The sequence below is a fragment of the Streptomyces zaomyceticus genome (assembly GCF_014656215.1).
Lineage (GTDB): Bacteria > Actinomycetota > Actinomycetes > Streptomycetales > Streptomycetaceae > Streptomyces > Streptomyces zaomyceticus.
Window position 1 is genome coordinate 86,204 of sequence record NZ_BNBZ01000015.1, and the last position, 22,383, is coordinate 108,586.

Consider the following 22,383-nt stretch of genomic DNA (forward strand, 5'->3'; position numbering starts at 1 on the left):
GCCCGGCCCGTCAGGACTCCCGGGGCTCCCGCAGGTCCACGATCCGCTTGATCTTGCCCACCGAGCGCTCAAGGGTCTCGGGATCGACGACCTCGACCCCGACCGAGACCCCGATTCCGTCCTTGACCGCCGCCGCGATCGCCCGGGCCGCCGCCGTCCGCTCCTCCTCCGTCGCCCCCGCCCGGGCCTCGGCCCGTACGGTGAGGGCGTCGAGCCGCCCCTCCCGGGTCAGCCGCAGCTGGAAGTGGGGGGCCACGGACGGGGTGCGGAGGACGATCTCCTCGATCTGGGTGGGGAAGAGGTTCACCCCCCGAAGGATGATCATGTCGTCGCTGCGCCCGGTCACCTTCTCCATCCGCCGGAACACCCGCGCGGTCCCCGGCAGCAGACGGGTCAGGTCACGGGTCCGGTAGCGGACGATCGGCATGGCCTCCTTGGTGAGCGAGGTGAAGACGAGCTCGCCCTCCTCGCCGTCGGGCAGGACCTCGCCCGTGAACGGGTCCACGATCTCCGGGTAGAAGTGGTCCTCCCAGATGTGCAGACCGTCCTTGGTCTCCACGCACTCCTGCGCCACGCCCGGGCCGATCACCTCCGACAGCCCGTATATGTCGACGGCGTCGATCGCGAAGGCCTCCTCGATCTCCTTCCGCATCGCCTCCGTCCACGGCTCGGCGCCGAACACGCCCACCTTCAGGGAGGTCGACCGCGGGTCCACGCCCTGCCGCTCGAACTCGTCGAGAAGCGTGAGCATGTACGAAGGGGTGACCATGATGATCTCGGGCCGGAAGTCCTGGATGAGCTGCACCTGCCGGGCCGTCATCCCGCCCGAGGCGGGGATCACCGTGCACCCGAGGCGCTCCGCGCCGTAGTGGGCGCCGAGGCCGCCGGTGAACAGGCCGTATCCGTAGGCCACATGCACCTTGTGCCCGGGGCGGGCGCCGGCCGCCCGCAGGGAACGCGCCACCACGTCGGCCCACATGTCCAGGTCGCCGTCGGTGTAGCCGACGACGGTCGGCCGGCCGGTGGTGCCGCTGGACGCGTGGACGCGCCGGATCCGGGACTGGTCGACGGCGAACATGCCGAAGGGGTAGTGCTCGCGGAGGTCGGCCTTGGTGGTGAAGGGGAAGCGGGCCAGGTCCGCGAGCGTCCGGCAGTCGTCCGGGGTCACCCCGGCCGCGTCGAAGGAGTGCCGGTAGTGGTCCACGTTCTCGTACGCGTGGCGCAGCGTCGCGCGCAGCCGCTCCAGCTGGAGCGCCGCGAGCTCCTCGCGTCCGAGCCGTTCGCCACTGTCCAGCAGGTCCGTCATCGAGCCACCCTCCAGGGTCGTAAAACGGACTACCGATCATTCGGTAGATCCGCTCCGGGCCAGTTAAACCGGAGGTACCCGGGGGTTGGCAAGGGGGCGGGAGAACTTTTCCCCGCACGCCCGGCACCGGACGGCCCCCTAATCCCGTTGCAAGGTCCTGACCAGGGGTGTTGGAGTGGCCCGTATGGAATCCCAGCACCGCGCGCAAGCACCGCGCCTCCGCGATCTGTACGACCGCCAGCTCCGCCGCGAGGCCCGTCCCGACGGTCCCGGCTGCCGCGTCGAACGCGTCGGCGACGTCGTCCGGCAGACCGGACCCGCGCACGCCTGGAACGGCGTCCTCTGGTCCGGTCTCGACGACACCACCGCCGCCGGTGCCATCGCCGGGCAGATCGACCACTACCGGACCGCCGGTCTGTCCTTCGAGTGGAAGCTCTACGGCCACGACACCCCCGCGGACCTCGGCGACCGGCTCCTCGCCGCCGGCTTCACCGCCGAGGACCCCGAGACCCTGATGGCCGCCGAAGCCGCCGCGCTGCCCCACGACGTACCCCTGCCCGAGGGCGTCGAACTCCGCGCCGTCACCGACGAGCAGGGGGTACGCCAGGTGGTCGAGGTGCACGAACGCGCCTTCGGCACCGACAGCACCCACATCGGACGGCAGCTCCTGGACCGGCTCGCGGCCGACCCCGACACGGTCACCGCCGTCGTCGCCCTCGCCGCCGGCGAACCCGTCAGCGCCGCCCGCCTCGAACTCTGCCCCGGTACCGACTTCGCGGGACTGTGGGGCGGCGGAACCGTCGAGAGCTGGCGCGGCCGAGGCCTCTACCGCGCCCTCGTCGCCCATCGCGCCCGCATCGCGGCCGAACGCGGCCACCGCTACGTCCAGGTCGACGCGGCCGACACGAGCCGGCCCATCCTCCACCGCCTCGGCTTCCTCACCCTCTCCACCACCACCCCTTATACGTACGGCGGTTAGGCCACCGCGCTGTCGAGCCTCCGAGCGCCCCGGCCGCCGAACCCGAGCCGCCGAGCCCGAGTTGCCGAACCCGATCCGCCGAGCCGTCGAACACGGGACGGGCGCGGTGTCCTGAAACGGTAGGGTGCCGTCCGGCAATCGAGGTCTGCGTGGGGAGACACGGATCCATGAGTGATCAGAGGTCGGGGCGAAACGGCACGGGCGAGGTCTTCCACCCCCTGGCGGCGGACGACCCCACCACGGTCGCGGGCTACCGGCTCGCCGCCAAGCTGGGCGCCGGCGGCATGGGCAAGGTGTACCTCTCTTACACGCCCGGCGGCCGGCCCGTCGCCATCAAGCTGATCCGCCCCGAGTTCGGTGAGGACGCGGAGTTCCGCCGTCGCTTCGCCCAGGAGGTGCGCTCCGCGCAGCGCGTGCAGGGGCTGTTCACCGCTCCCGTGATCGACGCCGACCCCGAGGGCGCGCAGCCCTGGCTGGCCACCGCCTATGTGCCGGGCCCCTCGCTCGCCGACGCGGTCGTCTCCCACGGAGCGCTGCCCGTGGAGACGGTGCTGCTGCTCGTCGCCGGGATGGCCGAGGCCCTGCACGTCATCCACGGCGCCGGGATCGTCCACCGCGACCTCAAGCCGTCCAATGTGCTGCTCGCCGCCGACGGGCCCCGCGTCATCGACTTCGGCATCGCCCACGCCGCCGACGCGACCTCGCTGACCGGCAGCGGAGTCGCCATCGGCACCCCGTCGTTCATGGCTCCCGAGCAGGCGGCGGGACGCAAGGTGACCCCGGCCACCGACATCTTCGCGCTCGGACAGGTCGCGGCCTACGCGGCCACCGGGGTCCCGGCGTTCGGTGAGGGAACCTCGCACGGCGTCCTCTACCGGATCGTGCACGAGGAGCCGGACCTCGGCGCGGTGCCGGAGCGGCTGAGCGAGCTGGTCGCGCGGTGCCTCGCGAAGGACCCCGAGGCCAGGCCGACGCTCGCCGAGGTCATCCGGCTCTGCCAGGAGGCGAACGCGGCGACCGTGCTCCGCCGGCCCGAGGACTGGCTGCCGGCGCCGGTCTCCGCCGACATCACGGCACGCGCGGCGGCCCCCGCGCCCGTCCAGACGCCGCCGCCCCCGGCGACCGCCCCCGCGGGCTACACCCCGCCGGCTCCGGCCGGGCCGCCAGCCCCGGCGGCCCACGCGCCGACCGCTCCCTCGACTCCGGCTCCGCCGAGCCCCCCGGCCGCCCCGCCGGGTGCGTACGGGCCCGCCGTCGGACACCAGCAGACGCCGCCGCCCGGGCCGTACCGCGCGCCCGCGCCCCACACCGCGCCGACCCACGCGGCGCAGGGCCACGGCTACGGGCCGCCGCACGGGCCGGTTCCCCCGTCGGCGTATCCGTACCCCGGCGCCCCCGGCGGCCCGGGCGGCCCGATGCCCACGGGCCCCGGCGCCCCGCGGAGCGCGGCCGGGCGGGGGCTGCTCGTCGCGGTCGCCGCCGTGCTCGCCTTCGGCGCCGTCGGCGGTGTGACGGCCTACGCGCTCCTGAAGGACAAGGCGGAGACGAACGCCTCGGACAGCCACAAGCCGAGCGGGCCGGGCGGAACGACGACGTCGGGCACCACCGGCGGGACCGGCGGGAGCAGCGGTACGCCGAGCGCGAAGGCCTCGGCCGCCGCCGACCCGGCGCCCGCCGACTTCGGGAGCATCAACCTCACCGCCGGCTACCACCTGACCCTCGGGGACGACCTGGTACGGCCCCAGGACGGTGAGGACGGCGGGTACGAACTCTCCTACGACACCGGTGGGTACCTCGACGCCGAGAGCAGCGGCGGAAGCCTGGTCCTCCTCGATCCGGGGCAGCAGGGCTCCCTCGCGGTCTGCCGCGCGGAGACCCGGTTCACCCAGGAGGTCTATGTGAACAAGCTGACCACGGGCCGTCAGGTCTGCGTCACCACCGGCTCGGGGCACCTGGGCCTCGTCACCGTGAAGGGCATCTCCCCGGAGGACTCGCCCAGCACCTACCTGACGATCGACCTGACGGTCTGGCGCAACGCGGCCCCGTCGTCGTAGCGGCGTCGTCGTCATGACGCGAGGCCCGCCGTCCACCCCGTGGCGGCGGGCCCGGCCGTCAGGACGCCCAGTGCGCCGGACGCTCGAAACCCTCCGGGAGACGCGTCCCTGCGTTCCCGCGCGCCGCGTTCAGCTGGGGCTGCGTCAGGAAGAGGGCGCCCGTCAGATCCGCACCCGAAAGATCGGCGTTCCGCAGGTCCGCGCCGATCAGGTCCGTGAGCGACAGATCGGCGCCCGTCAGATCGGCGGCGATGAGCAGTGCCCCGCGCAGATCGGTGCCCCTCAGCCTCGCCCCCCGCAGCCGCTTCCCGACCAGGTCCGCCCCGCGCCGGCTCTTCGGCTTCCCGCCGGCCGTGGCGCGGACCAGTTCGCTCGTCCGCAGAAGCAGCCGGTTCACATCGGCGCGCACCTCGGGCACCCGGATCTTCTCCAGGTCGTCCGCCGATCCTCCGGTGAGCTCCTCGACCCGGGCGAGCGCGTCCCGCAGCTCGGCGTGGACCGGGCGGGCCGCCGGGCGGGCCAGCGCCTCGGTGAGGTGGCGCAGCAGCTCGTGGAGCTGACGCATCACGTAGAACACGTCGTACATCCGGCTCGCGGTCTCCGGCGCCTCGCGCCAGGAGACCCCGCCGAAGGTCACCTGGGAGACCTGCTGGCCGGCGCCGAAGCAGTCGTACACCGTGCAGCCCTGGAATCCACTGGTCCGCAGCCGGGTGTGGATGCCGCAGCGGAAGTCCTCCTGAAGGTTCCGGCAGGGCTCTCCGGGCGCCTTGTTCACGGCGAAGTCGGCCGACTTCGCGAAGGGCAGCGCCACACAGCACAGGCCGAAGCAGTTGGCGCAGTCGCCGCGCAGTGCGGGTTCCCGGGTGTCGGGCACGGTGGCACGGTTCCTTCGCTGATCGGGAGGGGTCCGGCCACCGTATCGCGCTCTCGGTGAAACCCGTTGCGAAGATCGTCCGCGGCCCGTGAGGATCGCACGCATGCCGAAGTTCATCTCGTACGACGGAACCGAACTCCACTACCGGATCGAGGGGAAGGGCGAGCCACTGGTCTGTCTGGCGGGCGGGCCGATGCGCGACGCCGCCTACCTCGGTGATCTCGGCGGACTCTCCGCCCACCGGGCACTGATCCTGCTCGATTCCCGTGGCACCGGGGCCAGTGCCGAGCCCGCCGACCCCGGCAGCTACCGCTGCGACCGCCAGGTCGGCGATGTCGAGGCGCTCCGCGTCCACCTCGGCCTGGAGCGGATCGACCTCCTCGGCCACTCCGCCTCCGGGAGCCTGGCCACCCTGTACGCCGCCGCCCACCCGGAGCGGATCCGCTCCCTCGTCCTCGTCACCTCGGGAGGCCAGGCCGTCGGCGCGGGCACCACCGACGAGGAGTGGGACGAGGCCGTCGAGATCTTCGCCGACCGGCCCTGGTACCCGGAGGCCCGGGCCGCGCTCGCGACGATCGGCCCGGACACCCCGCTGCCGCGCGTCCTCGAGATCGTCGCACCCTTCGCGTACGGCCGCTGGGACGCGGCAGCACAGGAACACGCGGCGGGCGCGGACCGGCAGATCCGCTGGGACGCCGCCAACGCCTACCACGGCGAGGGGGCGTACGACCCGGAGACGACCCGCCGCGCGCTCACCGCGCTCACGGCGCCGGTCCTGGTCCTGGCGGGGGAGTACGACGCCGGCCCCACCCCCGCCAAGGCGGCGGAGGCCGCCGCCTGCTTCCCGCACGCCGAACTCGTCGTCCTGCCCGGCGCCGGACACTTCCCCTGGGTGGACGACGCGGAGGGGTTCGTCCGCCCGATCGTCGCCTTCCTCGACCCGGAGGTCCGTACGGTCATGGTGGACGGGGTACGCCTCGCCTACCGGGTCCGGGGCTCCGAGGACGCCCCGCCGGTCGTCCTGGTCCACGGGCGCGGCGAGAACAGCACCACATGGACCCGGATCGCGGCGGAGCTCGCCGCCGACCACCGGGTGTACGCGGTCGACCTGCGCGGCCACGGACTCAGCGACCGGCCGGGCCGCTACGGCTTCGACGTCTTCCGCGACGAGCTCGGCGGCTTCCTCAGGGCGCTCGACCTCACCGGCGCCACCGTCGTCGCCCACTCGATGGGCGCCGCGGCCGCGTATCTCCTCGCCCAGCGCGAACCGGAGCTGATCGGCAGGCTCGTCCTGGAGGAGCCGCCGGTCTTCTTCCCGCTCGATCCTCCGCGACCGCGGCGCGCCCGACCCGGGGGCACCCTCGACTTCGACTGGGAGATCGTCCCGGCCACCGACGCCCAGCTGAACGCGCCCGACCCGGACTGGCGCGAGGACCTGCCCGCGATCAAGGCCCCCACCCTCGTCCTCACCGGCGGCCCGTCCAGCCACATCCCCCAGGAACAGCTGTCCTGGCTGGCCGAACGCATCCCCGGGGCCCGCCTCGTCACGAGCGAGGCGGGGCACCTCGTCCACACGGAGCAGGAGGCCGGATTCCTGGCCCAGCTGGAGGAGTTCGGGCTCTAGGCCCTGTCGGCGCCGACGCTCCCGTCGGCGTCCGTGCCCGGGCCCGCCGCGTCGGCGTCCACCGCCACCGTGCGGGCCCAGCGGTAGTCCGCCTTGCCGCTGGGGGAACGCTGGATGCGGTCGGTGAGGACCAGCTGACGGGGGACCTTGTACCCCGCCAGGCGGGGGCGGCAGTGGGTCTGGAGGGACTCCAGGTCCAGCGGAGGCGCGTCGGGGCGGAGCTGGACCACCGCGGCGACGTGGTTGCCCCAGCGGGCGTCGGGCACTCCGGCGACCAGCGCGTCGTACACGTCGGGGTGGGACTTCAGGGCCTGCTCCACCTCCTCCGGGTAGACCTTCTCGCCGCCGGTGTTGATGCACTGGGAGCCGCGCCCGAGGACGGTCACGACCCCGGACTCGTCCACGGTCGCCATGTCGCCGAGCAGCACCCACCGCACCCCGTCCCGCTCGAAGAAGGTCTCGGCGGTCTTGGCCGGGTCGTTGTAGTAGCCGAGCGGCACGTGGCCGCGCTGGGCGAGGCGGCCGATCTCGCCGGGGGCGACGGGGACGCGGGTCGCGGGGTCGACGACCTGGGTGCGTTCGTTGACGTGGAGCCGGAAGCCCCTCGCGGGGCCGGAGTCGTCGGTGGCGCGCCCGTTGGAACCGGACTCGGTGGAGCCGAAGTTGTTGAGGAGCAGGACGTTCGGCATCAGTTCCTGGAGCTGCGCCCGTACGGTCTCGGACATGATCGCCCCGGACGAGGACAGGCTGAACAGCGCGGAGAGGTCCGTTCCCTTCAGCGGCCCGCGCAGGGCGTCCACGAGCGGCCGCAGCATCGCGTCCCCGACCAGGGAGATGCTGGACACCTTCTCCTTCTCCAGGGTGCGCAGGACCTCCTCCGGCACGTACTTGCGGTGCAGGACGACCCGCTGGCCGTAGTTGAAGGCGATGAACGCGGTCAGCGTGGACGTGCCGTGCATGAGCGGCGGCGCGGGGAAGAAGGTGATGCCGGCGCCCCCGGCCGCGACCCGCTCGGCGAGCTCCTCGGGGCGCTTCACCGCCTCGCCCGAGGGGTCCCCGCCGAAGAGTCCCGCGAAGAACAGGTCCTCCTGGCGCCACAGGACGCCCTTGGGCATCCCGGTCGTACCACCGGTGTAGATGATGAAGAGGTCGTCGGCCGAGCGGGGGCCGAAGCCCCGCTCGGGTGATCCGGCGGCCTCCGCCTGCGGGTACGGGACGCAGTCGAGGCCGGTGGCTCCCTCGGGCGGGGTCCCCACCCGCACGAGGTGCCGCAGCTTCTCCGTCTGCGGCAGCGCCGCGGCGACCCGGTCGGTGAACTCGGCGTCGAAGACGAGTGCGGCCAGGTCGGCGTCCCGGTAGAGGTAGACGAGCTCCTCCTCCACGTACCGGTAGTTCACGTTCACCGGCACGATCCGCGCCTTGAGGCAGGCGAGGACGGTCTGCAGGTACTCGACCCCGTTGTAGAGGTGGAGGCCGAGGTGTTCGCCGGGCCGGATGCCCGCGTCGAGGAGGTGGTGGGCGATCCGGTTGGCGGCGGCGTCGAGCCCGGCGTAGGTGAGCCGGCGTTCCTCGCCCGTCCCCGGATGGTCGACGTACACGAGCGCCTCGCGGTCGGGTACCGCGTCGACCACCGATTCGAACAGGTCGGCAAGGTTGTACTCCACCGTTCCTCCTGACCCCGGCTCGCGCTGACTCGTACGGGTGAGCACTGACTCGGCGGTCATTAGAGCGCCGACCGGTCCCATGTGGAAGGGGGTGCGCAGAAGAATCTGACTGAGTGTCAGAAAACTATTGAACTGGACCCCCGGCTCCTGCAACCTGTTCCAGAACTGGAGACGGGAGACCCCCATGGGTGGCACCGAACACCTCGGCGTGCGGCGCGAAGGCGCCACGCTCGTACTCACCTTGAACCGGCCCGAGGCCAAGAACGCCCTCTCGCTGCCGATGCTCGTCGGCCTCTACGACGGCTGGCTGGAGGCCGACGCCGACGACGGCATCCGCTCGGTCGTCCTCACCGGCGCGGGAGGCGCCTTCTGCGCGGGCATGGACCTCAAGGCCCTGGCCGGCCGGGGAATGGAGGGCGAGCAGTACCGGGACCGCCTCAAGGCCGATCCCGACCTGCACTGGAAGGCGATGCTGCGCCACCACCGCCCCCGGAAACCCGTCATCGCCGCCGTCGAGGGGTACTGCGTCGCCGGCGGCACCGAGATCCTCCAGGGCACCGACATCCGGGTCGCCGCCTCCTCGGCCACCTTCGGCCTCTTCGAGGTCAAACGCGGCCTCTTCCCCATCGGCGGCTCCACCGTCCGGCTGCCCCGCCAGATCGCCCGCACCCACGCCCTCGAAATGCTCCTGACGGGCCGCCCGTACTCCGCTGAGGAGGCGGCCCGGATCGGTCTGGTCGGGCGCGTCGTCCCCGACGGCACGGCGCTGGACGCGGCCCTCGACATCGCCGAACGGATCAACGCGTGCGGGCCGCTGGCCGTCGAGGCGGTCAAGGCGTCGGTCTACGAGACCGCCGAGATGACCGAGACGGAGGGGCTGGCCGCCGAGTTGAAGCGGGGGTGGCCGATCTTCGACACGGCGGACGCGAAGGAGGGTGCGCGGGCCTTCGCGGAGAAGCGGGCGCCGCGGTACCGCCGGGAGTGAGCCGACCTCCCCCGCACCGCCCATTCCCGAAACCGGGGGCAAGCCCCCGGGCCCCGAACGCCCTGCGGCCGTCCCTCGGAAGCCGGGCGGGCCGAGTCTCCCGCCCGCTGGGCGGAGACTCGGCCTCGCCCGCGATCGAGGCGCGGGGTCCGGGGCGGAGCCCCAGTTCGGGAAGGGGCGGGGCGGGGAGAGCGCCCCGCGCAGCGGCCCCGTAACCCCACCACGAAGGAGCCCCGTTCATGAAAGCCACCCCGCCCCCCGAAATCCTGCAGGCACCCCTCGTCGTCGAATTCCCCTTCACCCGCTCCCTCGGCCCCGTCCAGTCCGCCTTCCTCACCGGACTCCGCGAGCGGACCGTCCTCGGAGTCCGCACCGAGACCGGCGAGATCCTCGTCCCGCCCGTCGAGTACGACCCCGCCACCGCCGCCGAGCTCCGCGACCTCGTGGAGGTCGGCGTCACCGGAACCGTCACCACCTGGGCCTGGAACCCCGAGCCGCGGCGCGGCCAGCCCCTCGCGACACCCTTCGCCTGGGTCCTCGTCCGACTCGACGGCGCCGACACCGCGGTGCTGCACGCCCTCGACGCCCCCGGACCCGAAGCCGTCCGCACCGGACTGCGGGTCCGTATCCGCTGGGCCGCCGAGCGCTCCGGAGCCATCACGGACATCGCCTGCTTCGAGCCGTACGACAGCGACCCCGTCGTCGAACACCGGCCCCACGACGGCCTGTTCGCCGACTCGGTCACCGGCATCGTCGCCCCCGCCCGACTCGACTACACCTACAGCCCCGGCGCCGCCCAGACCCGCTATCTGCGGGGGCTCGCCGAGCGCCGCACCGTCGGCGAACGCTGCCCCTCCTGCACCAAGGTGTACGTGCCGCCCCGCGGCGCCTGCCCCACCTGCGGCATCGCCACCACCGACCGGGTCGAGGTCGGCCCCGCCGGCACCGTCACCACCTTCTGCATCGTCAACATCAAGGCGAAGAACGCCGACATCGACGTGCCGTACGTCTACGCCCACATCGCTCTCGACGGAGCCGGGCTCGCCCTCCACGGCCGCATCGGCGGCATCCCCTACGACCAGGTCCGGATGGGCCTGCGCGTCGAACCCGTGTGGAGCGAGGACGGCCGCTACCCCGACCACTACCGGCCCACCGGCGAGCCCGACGCCGACTACGACACCTACAAGGAGCTGCTGTGAGGCCGGACCGAGAGGTGGCGATCGTCGCCTTCGCCCAGAGCGACCACCGCCGTCGCACCGACGACCTCTCCGAGGTCGAGATGGTCATGCCCGTCCTGCACGAGGTCCTCCGGCAGACCGGCCTCAAGACCTCCGACATCGGCTTCACCTGTTCCGGCTCCTCCGACTACCTGGCGGGCCGCGCCTTCTCCTTCACCATGGCCCTCGACGGCGTCGGCGCCTGGCCCCCGATCTCCGAGTCCCACGTCGAGACCGACGGCGCCTGGGCGCTGTACGAGGCCTGGGTCAAGCTGCTCACCGGCGAGGCCGACACGGCCCTCGTCTACTCCTACGGGAAGTCCTCGCCCGGCTCCGTCCGTGACGTCCTCACCCGCCAGCTCGACCCGTACTACCTCGCCCCGCTCTGGCCCGACTCCGTCGCCCTCGCCGCCCTCCAGGCACAGGCGCTCCTCGACTCCGGCACCACCGACGAGCCCGCCCTCGCCGCGATCGCCGCCCGCAGCCGCGAGGACGCCGCGGAGAACCCCCACGCCCAGCTGCGCGGGGCACGCCCCCAGGGCGGATACGTCGTCCGGCCGCTGCGCACCGGCGACTGCCCGCCCATCGGCGACGGAGCCGCCGCCGTGATCCTCGCCGCCGGGGACCGGGCCCGCGAACTCTGTGCCCGCCCCGCGTGGATCCGCGGCATGGACCACCGCATCGAAGCCCACTCGCTCGGGGTCCGCGACCTCACCGACTCGCCCTCCACCCGCCTCGCCGCCGAACGCGCCGGAGCCTTCGACGCGCCCGTCGACACCGCCGAACTCCACGCGCCCTTCACCTCCCAGGAGGTCGTGCTCCGGCGGGCCCTGGACCTCGACGACAGCGTGAGGGTCAACCCGTCCGGCGGAGTGCTCGCCGCCAACCCGGTGATGGCCGCCGGCCTCATCCGGCTGGGCGAGGCCGCCGCCCGCATCCACCGGGGCGACTCCGACCGCGCCCTCGCCCACGCCACCTCCGGCCCCTGCCTTCAGCAGAACCTGGTGGCCGTCCTGGAAGGGGAGAACCGTGCCTAAAGAGCCAGTCGCCGTCGTCGGGATCGGCCAGACCAAGCACGTCGCCGCCCGGCACGACGTCTCCATCGCCGGACTCGTCCGGGAGGCCGCCGTCCGCGCCCTGGCGGACGCGGAACTGACCTGGGCGGACATCGACGCCGTCGTCATCGGCAAGGCCCCCGACTTCTTCGAGGGCGTGATGATGCCGGAGCTGTACCTGGCGGACGCGCTCGGCGCGGTCGGCAAGCCCATGCTCCGGGTGCACACGGCCGGTTCGGTCGGCGGCTCCACCGCGCTCGTCGCCGCCAACCTGGTCTCCGCCCGGGTCCACCGGACCGTCCTCACCCTGGCGTTCGAGAAGCAGTCCGAGTCCAACGCCATGTGGGGCCTCTCGCTGCCCGTCCCCTTCCAGCAGCCGCTCCTCGCCGGCGCCGGGGGCTTCTTCGCCCCGCACGTCAGGGCGTACATGCGCCGCACCGGCGCCCCCGACGCGGTCGGTTCCCTCGTCGCGTACAAGGACCGGCGCAACGCCCTGAAGAACCCGTACGCCCATCTCCACGAGCACGACCTCACCCTGGAGAAGGTGCAGGCCTCCCCGATGCTCTGGGACCCCATCCGCTACTCCGAGACCTGCCCCTCCTCGGACGGCGCCTGCGCGATGGTCCTCACCGACCGCGAGGGCGCGGCCCGTGCGCCCCGCCCGCCCGCCTGGGTGCACGGCGGGGCGATGCGCAGCGAACCCACCCTCTTCGCCGGCAAGGACTTCGTCTCGCCCCGGGCCGGCCGGGACTGCGCGGCCGACGTCTACCGGCAGGCAGGGATCACCGACCCCCGGCGGGAGATCGACGCCGTCGAGATGTACGTGCCCTTCTCCTGGTACGAGCCGATGTGGCTGGAGAACCTGGGCTTCGCCGAGGAGGGCGAGGGCTGGAAGCTCACCGAGGCCGGGGTGACCGAACTCGACGGCGACCTGCCCGTGAACCCCTCCGGCGGAGTGCTCTCCACCAACCCCATCGGAGCCTCCGGGATGATCCGCTTCGCCGAGGCCGCGCTCCAGGTACGGGGGGCGGCGGGCGAGCACCAGGTCGACGGCGCCCGCCGGGCCCTCGGGCACGCCTACGGCGGTGGCGCCCAGTTCTTCTCCATGTGGCTCGTGGGGGACACCCCGCCCGCCGGCTGAACCGCTCCGGCCGGGTGCGCCTACCCTGACGGGCATGAACGCGGAACGTGATCTGACCCGGCTCATCGCCGGGATGCGGCCGGAACTGGACCCCGGCCGCTACGTCTTCACCACGGTGGACGGCCCCGCCCCGGCCGGGGTCGCCCCGGTGGTCACCGTCGCCGAGGCCGAGGGCCTCACCCTCGTCGTGCGCCAGGAGGAGGCGGACGCCGCCTCCCTCCCGTACGACTACGTGGCGGGCCGGATCACCCTGCGGGTGCACTCCGCGCTCGACGCCGTCGGGCTGACGGCCGCCGTCGCGGGCGCGCTCGCCGACGCGGGGCTGAGCTGCAACGTGGTGGCGGGCTTCCACCACGACCACCTCTTCGTCGAGCACGCGCGCGCCGAGGAGGCGTTGGGGATCCTGGAGCGGCTCACGACCGGAAGCTGAGACCGGAGCGGAGCGGAACAGACCCGAGGCGTACCGGCGTGAGCCGGACGGGCGCGAACCGGACGGGCGCGAACCGGACGGAGTCAGGGCCTCGGGCACACCGGAGGCGTCGCCGGACACCGGACCTTCGGTTTCACCTCGGGAGACGCCGAGCGTCGTATCACCCCGGCGCCGGTACCGGTTCCGACCGTGCCCGGCACGGCCGAGGCCGCCGCGACGAAGGCATTCGCCACCGCTCTGCGCCGATCCGAATGAGCCGTATGCGCCGTCGAGCGCCCCTGGCTTGGACGTTTGACCGCCCCAGCTCACTCCAACGGGCGTACGCTGGGGCTTTCGCGGGGCCACCCGCTCGACGCTCCTGACCGTGCGCCGGGCGTGCGCCCCCGGTGTGGGGGTGGAACGTGGCACGTCAGGACGGCGGGTCGGCCCGGCAGGGATTCGGCCTCTTCGAGCGCGAGGCGGCGCTCACCGCGGCCGAGGAGGCCCTTGACCTCCTGACGGGCCTGGCGGACGAGCCGCCGTGGCCCGAACGCGTCCCGACACCCCGCGAGGCCACCCGGAGCCCCCGTCTCGTCGCGGTCCGGTCCGACACCCCCCGACCCGGCGGTCCCGACTCCTTCCGGCACGGCGGTCCCGGTCCCGCGCCGGCCGAAGGACCCCGGGCCGCACGGCGCGGCGGCATCCTCGCCTACGCCGCCCCCGCGGGACTCGGCAAGACCACGCTGCTCGCCGAGATCCGACGACGCGCCGGGGCCCGCGGCTGTACCGTGCTCTCCGCCCGCGGCGGAGACCAGGAGCAGCGGGTCGCCTTCCATGTCGCCCGCCAGCTCCTCCAGCCGCAGCTGGCCCACGCCACCGACACCGAACTGCGCGAACGCCTCGGCTCCTGGTACGACATCGTCGGCCCCGCCCTCGGGCTGCGTGCCTCCGCCGAGGGCTCCCCGCCCGACCCGCAGGGGCTGCGCGACGGCCTCGACTGGGTCCTCACCCATCTCGCCGTGCGCCGGGCGCCCCTCGTCGTCGTCCTGGACGACGTCCACTGGGCCGACCCCGAGTCCCTCGGCTGGCTCGCCGCCTTCGCCCCGCGCGCCGAGGAGCTGCCCATGCTCCTCGTCGTCGCCTACCGGCCCGACGAACTCCCCGACGAGGGGATCGAGTTCACCGGTCACCGCTCCGGACAACGGCCCCACGCCCTCGCCCCGCTCACCTCCTCCGCCGTGGCCAGGCTCGTGCGCGACCGGGTCGGCGCCCACGCCGACGACACCTTCTGCCGCGACTTCTGGAACGTCACCTCCGGCAACCCCTTCGAGACGGTCGAACTCGCCGCGAAGGTCCGCGACCGCGGACTCGAACCCACCGCCGACGGCGCCCACGAACTCCGCGACCTCGCCGCCGCCCTCAAGGGCACCGGCCTCGTCACCCGCCTCGAACGGCTCGGCCCCGCCACCGTCCGCCTCGCCTGGGCCTGTGCCGTCCTCGGCACCGAGATCTCGCCCCAGCTGGCCGGAGCCGTCGCCGGTCTCGGCGGCGAGGCGGTCGCCGAATGCGCCGGGCGCCTGCGCGAGGCCCGGGTGCTCGCCGAGACCGAAGGGCCGGACGACCCGCTCCAGTTCGTCCACCCCCTCATCGCGACCACCGTCTACCGCTCCATCCCCGCCGCCACCCGCGTGGCCCTGCACGGGCAGGCCGCCTGGTGCGTCGTCGACGCGGGCCTCGGCCCCACCGCAGCCGCCCGCCACCTCCTGGAGACCCACCCCGAGGGCGACTCCTGGGTCGTGAATCAGCTGCGCGCCGCCGCCGGGGAGAACCTCCGTGCCGGAGCCCCCGACGCCGCCCGCCGCTTCCTCGCCCGCGCCCTGCGCGAACCGCCGGCCGCCGACGACCGGGCCGCCGTCCTCTTCGAGCTCGGCTGCTCCTCGCTCCTCACCGAACCCGCCACCACCGTCAACCATCTGCGCGCCGCCCTGGAGGAGCCGGTCGCCGACCCGGCGCTGCGCCACGGCATCGTCTACCGGCTCTCCCAGGTCCTCGCCCACAGCGACCGGCTCGTCGAGGCGTCCGAGCTCCTCGGCCGTGAGGCCCGGCAGGCCACCGACGCCCGCAGCAGGCTGCGGATGCAGGCCGAGAAGTTCATGTGGGACGCCTTCCGCGCCGACGAACCCGAGTCGCCCGCGCGCTCCCGCCGCCTGACGGCCCTCGCCGACCGGCTGACCGGGCGCGACCTCACCGAGCGGTACATCATCGGTCTGCGCGCCTGGGACGCCACCCTGCGCGCCGAACCCTCCGCGGTCGCCCTCCGCCACGCCGAACGGGCTCTGGAGGGCGGCCTGAGCTGGGCCGACGAGAGCCGCGGCTTCGAGGTGCCGGTCCTCGTCGCCCTCACCCATCTGTACGCCGACCGGCCGGGCCGCGCCGAAGAGCTTTTCGCCGCCGGCACCGCCGAGTTCGAGAGCCAGGGGTGGCGCGGGGCGCACCTCTCCTTCGCGTACACCCTGCAGGGCTACATCCGCTACCGCAGGGGCCGTCTCGTCGAGGCCGAGGACTTCGTCCGCGCGGGCCTGCGGCTGGCCGAACGCGTCGGGCCGCGCACCCCCGCCCAGTGGTACGCGGTCGGCGTCATCATCGAGGTGCTCCTCGCCCGCGGCCGCGTCGAGGAGGCCGCGCGGATCGCCGACACCCACGACTTCGGCGAACCCTTCCCCGCCGCCGTCACCTTCCCCGACTCCCAGACCGTCCACGCCGAACTGCTGCTGGCGCGGGGGCGTACGGAGGAGGCCGCCGCCGAGCTGGCCGCCGTCGGCCGCCGCCTCGACCCGCGCGGGATGCGCAACCCCGCCTGGTGTCCCTGGCAGCTGCACCTGGCCCTCGCCGAGTCCGCCACCACCCCCGGCCGGGCCCGCGCCACCGCCCAGGACGCGGTCGCCCGAGCCCGCCAGTACGGGGCGCCCTCCGCGATCGGCCAGGCGCTCCGGGTGACCGCCGAGGTGTCCGAGCCCTCCGAGCGCGTGAAGCTCCTGGAGGAGTCCGTCGACTGGCTCGACCAGTCGCCCGCCGCGTACGAGCTGGCCCGCTCCCTCGTCGCCCTGGGCGTGGCCCTGCGCCGCACCGAGCGCGCCGCGGAGGCCGCCGAGCACCTCTACCGCGGCCTGGAGGCCGCCCAGGACTGTGGCGCCGACGCCCTGGTCGAGGTGGCCAGGGCCGAGCTCGCGGCCGCCGGGCTGCGTCCCCGCGCGCTCCACCCCGCGGGCACCGACACGCTCACCGCGCGTGAGCGCACCGCCGCCGATCTCACCGTCCGCGACCAGGACGCGGCGGCCGTCCTCGGCGTCGACGCGACCACCGTCGGCCGGCTCCTCTCGGCCGTCTACCGCAAGCTCGGGACCGACCGCACGGGCCTCGCGCAGGCCCTGGAGAACTCGGGACGACACCCCGGGGACCACGCCGGGCGGGGCTGAGCGCCCGAAGGCGCCCGGCGCGTCGCATCGCGCGCCGGGGCACGTACCATGGCCGTATGTCCTTCCTCCGCCGCCGCAGCGCCGCCACTCCCGCGGGCCCGGACTTCGATGTCCTGGCCATGGATCCGGGGGACTGGCCCGGTAATCTCGGCGCCGGCCTGCTGCCCGCGCCCGACGGCTCCTGCCAGGGCGTCTTCCTCCGCTACGACCTGTTCGGCGGCCGCGGTCCCGCGATGATCATCGGCAATCTGCCGGAGGGCTCCCCGGCCCGTGAGCTCGCGGACACCCAGATCCCCTTCGAGGTGGCCCAGCTCCTCGCCGCTCTCGAGAACGACGAGCCGGTCGAGGTCCTCGACACCGAGGACTGCCCCGTGATGCAGGGCGACAACCTCCTCATCGTGCGCCGTCTCAAGCTCTCCGAGAGCCGCATCTCCTGCGTCCAGTTCGACCGCAGCGACAACGTCCTCGTGACGATCGCCAGTTGGGACCGGCCGATCACCGACGACCTCTACGCGCTGCTCAAGCCGCTGCCCGCCGAGCTGTTCCAGCAGGGCTGACGGGGGAGCGGGGGCCGATGAGCGCACGCGTCGACAGCTGGATCTGGGCGGTCCGCCTCACCAAGACCCGGTCCCAGGCGGCCGCGGCCTGCCGGGCCGGACACGTCAAGGTCAACGGCGAACGGGCGAAGCCCGCCCAGCCGGTGAAGCCCGGTGACGAGGTCCGGATCTTCCACGGGGGCCGGGAGCGGATCGTCGAGGTCAAGGTGCTCCACGCCAAGCGGATCGGCCCGCCGGTCGCCGCCGAGGCGTACGAGGACAACAGTCCGCCCCCGCCGCCGCGCGAACACGTGGCCGTCGCCGCCGTCCGTGACCGGGGAGCCGGACGTCCCACCAAGCGCGACCGCAGGGAACTCGACGAACTCCGCGGCCGCCACGCCTGACCTTCGCCCGATCCGACGGGGGAGAGGCCCCCGGGAGCGCATCCCGGAGGCCTCTCCCGTACGTCGGGCCCGTCCCGTACGGCCGGTCTCTTCGTACGTCCGGCCCGTCCCGTGCGTCAGCGCCCCGCCGCACCCAGGAGTCCGGCCATCCGCGCCGCCGAGGTACCGAGCCCCGTCGGTCCGCGTCGCAGCAGGGCGGCACCGCTGCCCCGGCGTACGTCCTCGGCACCGTAACGACGCACCTTCCGGTGCCAGTTGAGGATGGCCGCGAGCCAGTCCTCCAGTTCCCGCAGATACGCCTCGAAGGCCGCCCGCCCCTCCGCGTCGAGCCCGAACTCCGCGTAGAGCAACGGGACTTCCCGCTCCTTCAGATGCTCGTACTGCCGCAGCCGGCCCCTCATCAGGTCGTCGACCATGGTCACGGCCGTCGGGTAGTCGCAGTCGAAGAACTTCTGCAGCACCAGAACGCCGTTGTGCACCTCTCCCTCGACCTCGATCTCCTTCTGGTACGAGAACAGGTCGTTGATCAGCGTCCCGTAGTCCATGACGGAGTTCTCCAGGGCGCGCACCGTGCCCGAGCGGTAGAGCTCCGGCGGCAGCACCTCGGTGTGCCGCAGCCTGCACATCAGCGTGGTCAGTTCCGAACCGAAGGTGCTGCGGCGCATCTCGATGTAGTCGACGGGGTCCGGAACCCGGTGCTGGATCTGGTTGTGCAGCTCCCACATCCAGCTGTCCAGCATGACGTCGAGCGCGTACCGCAACTGGGCGCGCGCCTCGGGCGCCATCGGGCCGGCGGTGCGCGCCCAGAGGTCGGCGAGCGAGCGTTCCAGCGGGTTCACGGCGAGCGCCGCCCCGGAGGCCGGATCCTCCAGCGGCAGAAGGGACTTGAACCGGTCGGTCTGCTCCTTGGCACCGCGGAGATCGCGGGTCCGTCCGAAGACCGACGGGTAGTAGTCGTCCGCGTAGGTGCCCCAGGTCAGCCACTCGGCGCTGAGTTCCAGCTCCTCCGGAGTGGCGTCCGGATCGAGCCCGGCCGCGCACAGGGCCAGGTCGAAGCCCTCCGCCGTCGGACGGTCCCAGATGTCGTCCAGGAGACCGAACCGCTCGGCCCAGTCCAGGGAGAGACGGCGCGCCTCGGCGTGGTGCGGACTGATCGTGAGCGGGTACGGCAGGTCGAACTCCGGGAGCAGCGAAGGCCCCACCCGCTGGTGCGGTGCGTGGGTGAGCGTCCGCAGCCGGGAGGCGGCCTGGCGCCCGAAGAGCGTGCGGATGTCGAGCGCGGAGGTGCCGAGGACCCCTTCGAGGTGCGAAGGGCCGCCGACCATGCCCTCGTTCATGTATCGGCTGGAGCGCATGTGCCACTCGTGGCCCCCGGACTGCCAGTCCTGGAGCCCCTTGGCGTACGCCGCCACGGCCGCGCACTCGGCCGGTCCGAGCCCCTTCTCCGCGGCGAGCAGCGGCACCTCGGTGAGCGCCGTGTTCTCGAACTGCTGGAGCCGCGAGGTCAGCAGGTCGTTGACGGCCTCGGCCGCCTCCTGCGTCGTACAGCCGAGGAACCGCTCCAGGACCAGTACGCCGTTGCTGTTCTCGCCCTCGTCCTCCACCTCGCGCTGGTACGAGAAGAGGTCGTTCCGCAGGTGGACGGCGTCCGAGAAGGCGTCCCTGAGGACCCGCAGCGGCCGGGAGTACGCCACCTGGGCGGGGACCTCCGCTCCCGCCGCGTACTCGACGAGACCGGCGGACCAGGGCGCGCCCCCCACCTTGCGCCGCATCTCGATGTACTCGACGGGGTTGGCGACACGCCCCTCGTTGATGTTGTCGAGCTCCCAGAGCGACTCGTAGAGCAGGTGCTCCGTCGCCTCCGCGAACCGTACCCGCCACCCCTCGGACATCGAGGGGACGGTCCGGAGCCAGAGATCGGCGAGCCCCGCCTCGACGGGGTTGGTGGGCTCGGGCATGCCCGCCGCCGGGTCCGCCGGCATGAACAGCGGCAGCCGGTCCAGATAGGCCTTCCCGCCCACCCGGTCCTGGGGCCGCTTGAAGATCTCCAGGAAGTGGTCGTCGAAGAAGAAGACCCAGGTGTACCAGTCCGTGACGAGGTTCAGGGCCTCCTCGTCGCAGTCGGGGTGCGTGTACGCGCAGAGCAGTGCGTAGTCGTGGGAGTCGAGATCGCGCTGCTCCCAGACCCCCGAGCCCTCCAGCATCCCCATCCCCCGCGCCCACTCCCGGGTATGCGTGCGGGCGGCTTCCACATGGGGATTGAGCCGCGCCGGATACGGAACATAGAAATCCGGCATAACGAAGGGCTGAGGCATGCGCTGGGGGGCCTTCCGGTGAGCACGAGCTGTTGTCCGGCCCACCTTTACCCGTCGCCCGTACGGCGCACGCGATCTCCTGAATAGTCCTATGAACGCCGAAAGGGTGGTGCCGGATCGATCGTCCGGCACCACCCCGCACCTTTCGGACAGGCCTCCCTCAGGCCTGGGAAACCCGCACGTCAGCGACCTTCACAAAGGCCACCCGATGGCCGAACTGGATCTGGTAGTACTCCTCCTGGCCCCGGACGACCCGATGCCCGCTGCTGTCGAACACCGGCGCGAAGTAGTACTCGCCCGGGGTCCGGTCGCCCACCACGTACCGCTGTCCCGCGAGCAGCTGGTACGGCAGTGGCGACACCGCCTGCACCGGCACACCCGCCGGATACGCCGAGGCCTCCGGGTAGGCCCGCCCGTACACCGGCACCGACGCGAGCCCCTCGCGGGGCGTCAGGACGAGACCCCGGGCGTTCACCGCGGTCGGCTCCTGCCGCGGATTGTGGAACCAGGCCTTCTGGCCGAGGTACCAGATCGCCGTCCAGTCCCCCAGGCGCTCGGCCACCGCGTAGCTCTGCCCCGTCGAGGCGCGCGCCCCGGTGTCGTTGACCCCGGTGGTCGAGTCCTGCCCACCCGGCCGCAGACCGATGTCCTTCACCAGGGGCGCGTCGGCGCTCGGCCCGGTGTGCAGCCGCACCGCTCCGCTGCCGTGCGGCGCGCACGCCTCGCCCGCCGTCACACAGCCCGTGTACACCGGACGGTGGGCACCGAAGTCCGGCCGGATCGTCACCACTCCGGCGTCGGGCCCGGCGCTCGGTGTGATCGGACGGCCGAGCAGCCGGAAGTAGTGCGCCCAGTCCCAGTACGGCCCCGGGTCGGTGTGCATGCCCTTGATCGTGGACGTCACCGTCCCCGGCACGTTGTCGTGGCCCAGGATGTGCTGCCGGTCGATCGGGATGTCGTAGCGAGCGGCGAGATGACGCACGAGCCGCGCCGACGACCGGTACATGGCCTCCGTGTACCAGGAGTCCGGCGCGGTCAGGAAACCCTCGTGCTCGAGGCCCACGGACTTGGCGTTCACGAACCAGTTCCCCGCGTGCCAGCCCACGTCCTTGAGCGGCAGGTGCTGGGCGACGTGCCCGTCGGAGGACCGCAGTGAGTACTGCCAGGACACGTACGTCGGATCCTGCACCAGCTTCAGGGTGACGTCCCAGGTGGCCTCGGTGTCATGGACGACGATGTAGTCGATCGACTGGGAGGAGGGCCGGTTCGCCTTGTCGTGGTTGCCGTAGTCGCCCTCGCCGAACTCCTCGTAGGGTGCCGGGATCCACTCGCAGGCCACCGAGCGCGGGCACTCCACGGGACCGGTCGCGGGCGGGCGCAGTCCGAGGGCCGCGACCTGCCCCGTGGCGGGCGCGACCGCCGGGGCGGCGGGCAGCGTCACCACCTGACCGCTGTCGGTCGTCCGTGACTCCCCGGTCCTGATCACGTCGAACACGTCGTTCGCGTACGTCGTCGCCGTCGCCGAGTCCTCCGCACCGGAGTACCGGGCGACCGCCCCGTACCAGTCCGCCGGGTCCGCGCTCGCCGCCAGGCCGGACTCCCGCTGTGCGGCGGCGAGCAGCGCCGCCCCGCCCTCGATGTTCTCGGCCGTCCGGGTACGCAGCTCCTCGGCCGGAATCCCGGACAGCGCGGACGCCCGTTCCAGGGTCCGCAGCCGCGCGGGCAGCGACTCCGCGGCCGGCACCGGCACCGCCGCGCCGGAGCGCACGGCACGCGAGGAGTCCCCGCGCGCGTCCTCCTCGCCCTCCGAGTGATGGGGAGCGGCCTCGGTCAGCGCCGTCACCGCGTCCGTCAGATGCATCGGCCCGTAGCCGCCGGTCACGCTCGGCGCACCCCCGTGGGCGTCCCAGCGCGACTGCAGGTACGACACGGCGAGCAGCACGCTCTCGGGCACGCCGTGGCGTGCGGCCGCACGTGCGAACTGCCCTTGCAGGGAACTCTCCCGGGGCGCCTCGGCGCCGGCGGGCGGAGCGGCGGAGAGCAGGGGAAGGAGCAGGGCGGCGGACGCGAGGACGCCCGCCGCCCTGGCGGAACGACGCACGGACGTACGTCCTGGGGACGCGGAACGGAGCAAGGCAGCCTCCAGAGGCGGGGGGTGACACCGGGGCGTGCGGGGCCGAACCCGTACAGGGGTATCGGCTCCCGGACGATCCGTCAATCACGCTCGCATGAAGGAGAGTTCCCACGTCAGGGCGGGAATGGAGGCCATCTGGCGGAGTTTCGGTGAGACAGGTCCCGGGCCTGGGGCGCGTCAGTGGAGTGGACCATTGGCTCGACTCCCGCC

16 protein-coding genes are annotated in these 22,383 nt (G+C 73.2%); 11 read left to right on the forward strand and 5 right to left on the reverse strand.

Annotation, left to right across the window (positions count from 1 at the left end):
- Positions 1–10: 10 nt before the first annotated feature.
- Positions 11–1,306, reverse strand: coding sequence for a phenylacetate--CoA ligase PaaK (paaK, locus tag IE311_RS20490; protein WP_189833196.1), 1,296 nt, complete (start codon positions 1,304–1,306; stop codon positions 11–13).
- A gap of 184 nt (positions 1,307–1,490) precedes the next feature.
- Between paaK and IE311_RS20495 the strand changes: the two genes are divergently transcribed.
- Entirely contained in the window at positions 1,491–2,285 is a 795-nt protein-coding gene (locus tag IE311_RS20495; RefSeq protein WP_189833197.1) for a GNAT family N-acetyltransferase, read from the forward strand.
- Positions 2,286–2,452: 167 nt separating this feature from the next.
- Positions 2,453–4,339 carry a serine/threonine-protein kinase gene (locus tag IE311_RS20500; protein ID WP_189833198.1) on the forward strand — a complete coding sequence of 629 codons (1,887 nt, stop codon included), beginning with the start codon at positions 2,453–2,455 and terminating at the stop codon, positions 4,337–4,339.
- Between the two features lie 58 nt (positions 4,340–4,397).
- Here the strand turns inward: IE311_RS20500 and IE311_RS20505 are convergent, their stop codons facing one another.
- Positions 4,398–5,318, reverse strand: coding sequence for a pentapeptide repeat-containing protein (locus tag IE311_RS20505; protein WP_189833199.1), 921 nt, complete (start codon positions 5,316–5,318; stop codon positions 4,398–4,400).
- On the opposite strand from IE311_RS20505, the gene IE311_RS20510 reads away from it, so the two are divergent.
- Positions 5,317–6,837, forward strand: coding sequence for an alpha/beta fold hydrolase (locus IE311_RS20510; protein ID WP_189833200.1), 1,521 nt, complete (start codon positions 5,317–5,319; stop codon positions 6,835–6,837). The genes IE311_RS20505 and IE311_RS20510 overlap by 2 nt on opposite strands.
- On the opposite strand, the gene IE311_RS20515 is transcribed toward IE311_RS20510, so the two are convergent.
- Entirely contained in the window at positions 6,834–8,501 is a 1,668-nt protein-coding gene (locus IE311_RS20515) for an acyl-CoA synthetase (RefSeq protein WP_189833278.1), read from the reverse strand. The two genes, IE311_RS20510 and IE311_RS20515, sit on opposite strands and share 4 nt — an antisense overlap.
- A 184-nt stretch (positions 8,502–8,685) precedes the next feature.
- Here IE311_RS20515 and IE311_RS20520 point away from each other — a divergent pair, with 184 nt between their 5' ends.
- The 8 genes from IE311_RS20520 (at position 8,686) to IE311_RS20555 (ending at position 17,724) form a co-directional block, all read left to right on the forward strand.
- Positions 8,686–9,486 carry a crotonase/enoyl-CoA hydratase family protein gene (locus IE311_RS20520; RefSeq protein WP_189833201.1) on the forward strand — a complete coding sequence of 267 codons (801 nt, stop codon included), beginning with the start codon at positions 8,686–8,688 and terminating at the stop codon, positions 9,484–9,486.
- A gap of 239 nt (positions 9,487–9,725) precedes the next feature.
- Positions 9,726–10,685 (forward strand): Zn-ribbon domain-containing OB-fold protein, encoded by a 960-nt coding sequence (locus IE311_RS20525; RefSeq protein WP_189833202.1) that lies wholly within the window; start codon positions 9,726–9,728, stop codon positions 10,683–10,685.
- Entirely contained in the window at positions 10,682–11,740 is a 1,059-nt protein-coding gene (locus IE311_RS20530) for a thiolase domain-containing protein (RefSeq protein ID WP_189833203.1), read from the forward strand. Before IE311_RS20525 ends, IE311_RS20530 begins: the two co-directional genes overlap by 4 nt.
- On the forward strand, positions 11,733–12,899 hold the full coding sequence (locus IE311_RS20535) for a thiolase domain-containing protein (RefSeq protein WP_189833204.1): 1,167 nt from the start codon (positions 11,733–11,735) through the stop codon (positions 12,897–12,899). Before IE311_RS20530 ends, IE311_RS20535 begins: the two co-directional genes overlap by 8 nt.
- Positions 12,900–12,933: 34 nt before the next feature.
- Positions 12,934–13,329 (forward strand): ACT domain-containing protein, encoded by a 396-nt coding sequence (locus IE311_RS20540; RefSeq protein WP_189833205.1) that lies wholly within the window; start codon positions 12,934–12,936, stop codon positions 13,327–13,329.
- Between the two features lie 401 nt (positions 13,330–13,730).
- Positions 13,731–16,784 carry an ATP-binding protein gene (locus IE311_RS20545; protein ID WP_373313920.1) on the forward strand — a complete coding sequence of 1,018 codons (3,054 nt, stop codon included), beginning with the start codon at positions 13,731–13,733 and terminating at the stop codon, positions 16,782–16,784.
- 56 nt (positions 16,785–16,840) lie between these two features.
- Positions 16,841–17,341, forward strand: a complete 501-nt coding sequence (locus IE311_RS20550) for a hypothetical protein (protein WP_189833206.1) — start codon at positions 16,841–16,843, stop codon at positions 17,339–17,341.
- Positions 17,342–17,358: 17 nt separating this feature from the next.
- A complete protein-coding gene (locus IE311_RS20555) occupies positions 17,359–17,724 on the forward strand; it encodes an RNA-binding S4 domain-containing protein (RefSeq protein ID WP_189833207.1) in 366 nt (121 codons plus the stop codon).
- Between the two features lie 116 nt (positions 17,725–17,840).
- Here IE311_RS20555 and IE311_RS20560 read toward each other — a convergent pair whose 3' ends face one another.
- Together IE311_RS20560 and IE311_RS20565 are read right to left on the reverse strand one after the other, a co-directional pair.
- Positions 17,841–20,039: a terpene synthase family protein gene (locus IE311_RS20560; RefSeq protein ID WP_189833208.1), complete on the reverse strand. Its 2,199-nt coding sequence runs from the start codon at positions 20,037–20,039 to the stop codon at positions 17,841–17,843.
- A gap of 160 nt (positions 20,040–20,199) precedes the next feature.
- A complete protein-coding gene (locus IE311_RS20565) occupies positions 20,200–22,140 on the reverse strand; it encodes an N-acetylmuramoyl-L-alanine amidase (RefSeq protein ID WP_189833209.1) in 1,941 nt (646 codons plus the stop codon).
- Positions 22,141–22,383: the final 243 nt, after the last annotated feature.

Bases quoted from the DNA above. Each gene is read 5' to 3' on its own strand.
- IE311_RS20495 (WP_189833197.1), top strand. From the start codon at position 1,491: ATGGAATCCCAGCACCGCGCGCAAGCACCGCGCCTCCGCGATCTGTAC.
- IE311_RS20520 (WP_189833201.1), top strand. From the start codon at position 8,686: ATGGGTGGCACCGAACACCTCGGCGTGCGGCGCGAAGGCGCCACGCTC.
- IE311_RS20560 (WP_189833208.1), bottom strand. From the start codon at position 20,039: ATGCCTCAGCCCTTCGTTATGCCGGATTTCTATGTTCCGTATCCGGCG.
- paaK (WP_189833196.1), bottom strand. From the start codon at position 1,306: ATGACGGACCTGCTGGACAGTGGCGAACGGCTCGGACGCGAGGAGCTC.
- IE311_RS20510 (WP_189833200.1), top strand. From the start codon at position 5,317: ATGCCGAAGTTCATCTCGTACGACGGAACCGAACTCCACTACCGGATC.
- IE311_RS20500 (WP_189833198.1), top strand. From the start codon at position 2,453: ATGAGTGATCAGAGGTCGGGGCGAAACGGCACGGGCGAGGTCTTCCAC.
- IE311_RS20555 (WP_189833207.1), top strand. From the start codon at position 17,359: ATGAGCGCACGCGTCGACAGCTGGATCTGGGCGGTCCGCCTCACCAAG.
- IE311_RS20550 (WP_189833206.1), top strand. From the start codon at position 16,841: ATGTCCTTCCTCCGCCGCCGCAGCGCCGCCACTCCCGCGGGCCCGGAC.
- IE311_RS20525 (WP_189833202.1), top strand. From the start codon at position 9,726: ATGAAAGCCACCCCGCCCCCCGAAATCCTGCAGGCACCCCTCGTCGTC.
- IE311_RS20505 (WP_189833199.1), bottom strand. From the start codon at position 5,318: ATGCGTGCGATCCTCACGGGCCGCGGACGATCTTCGCAACGGGTTTCA.
- IE311_RS20540 (WP_189833205.1), top strand. From the start codon at position 12,934: ATGAACGCGGAACGTGATCTGACCCGGCTCATCGCCGGGATGCGGCCG.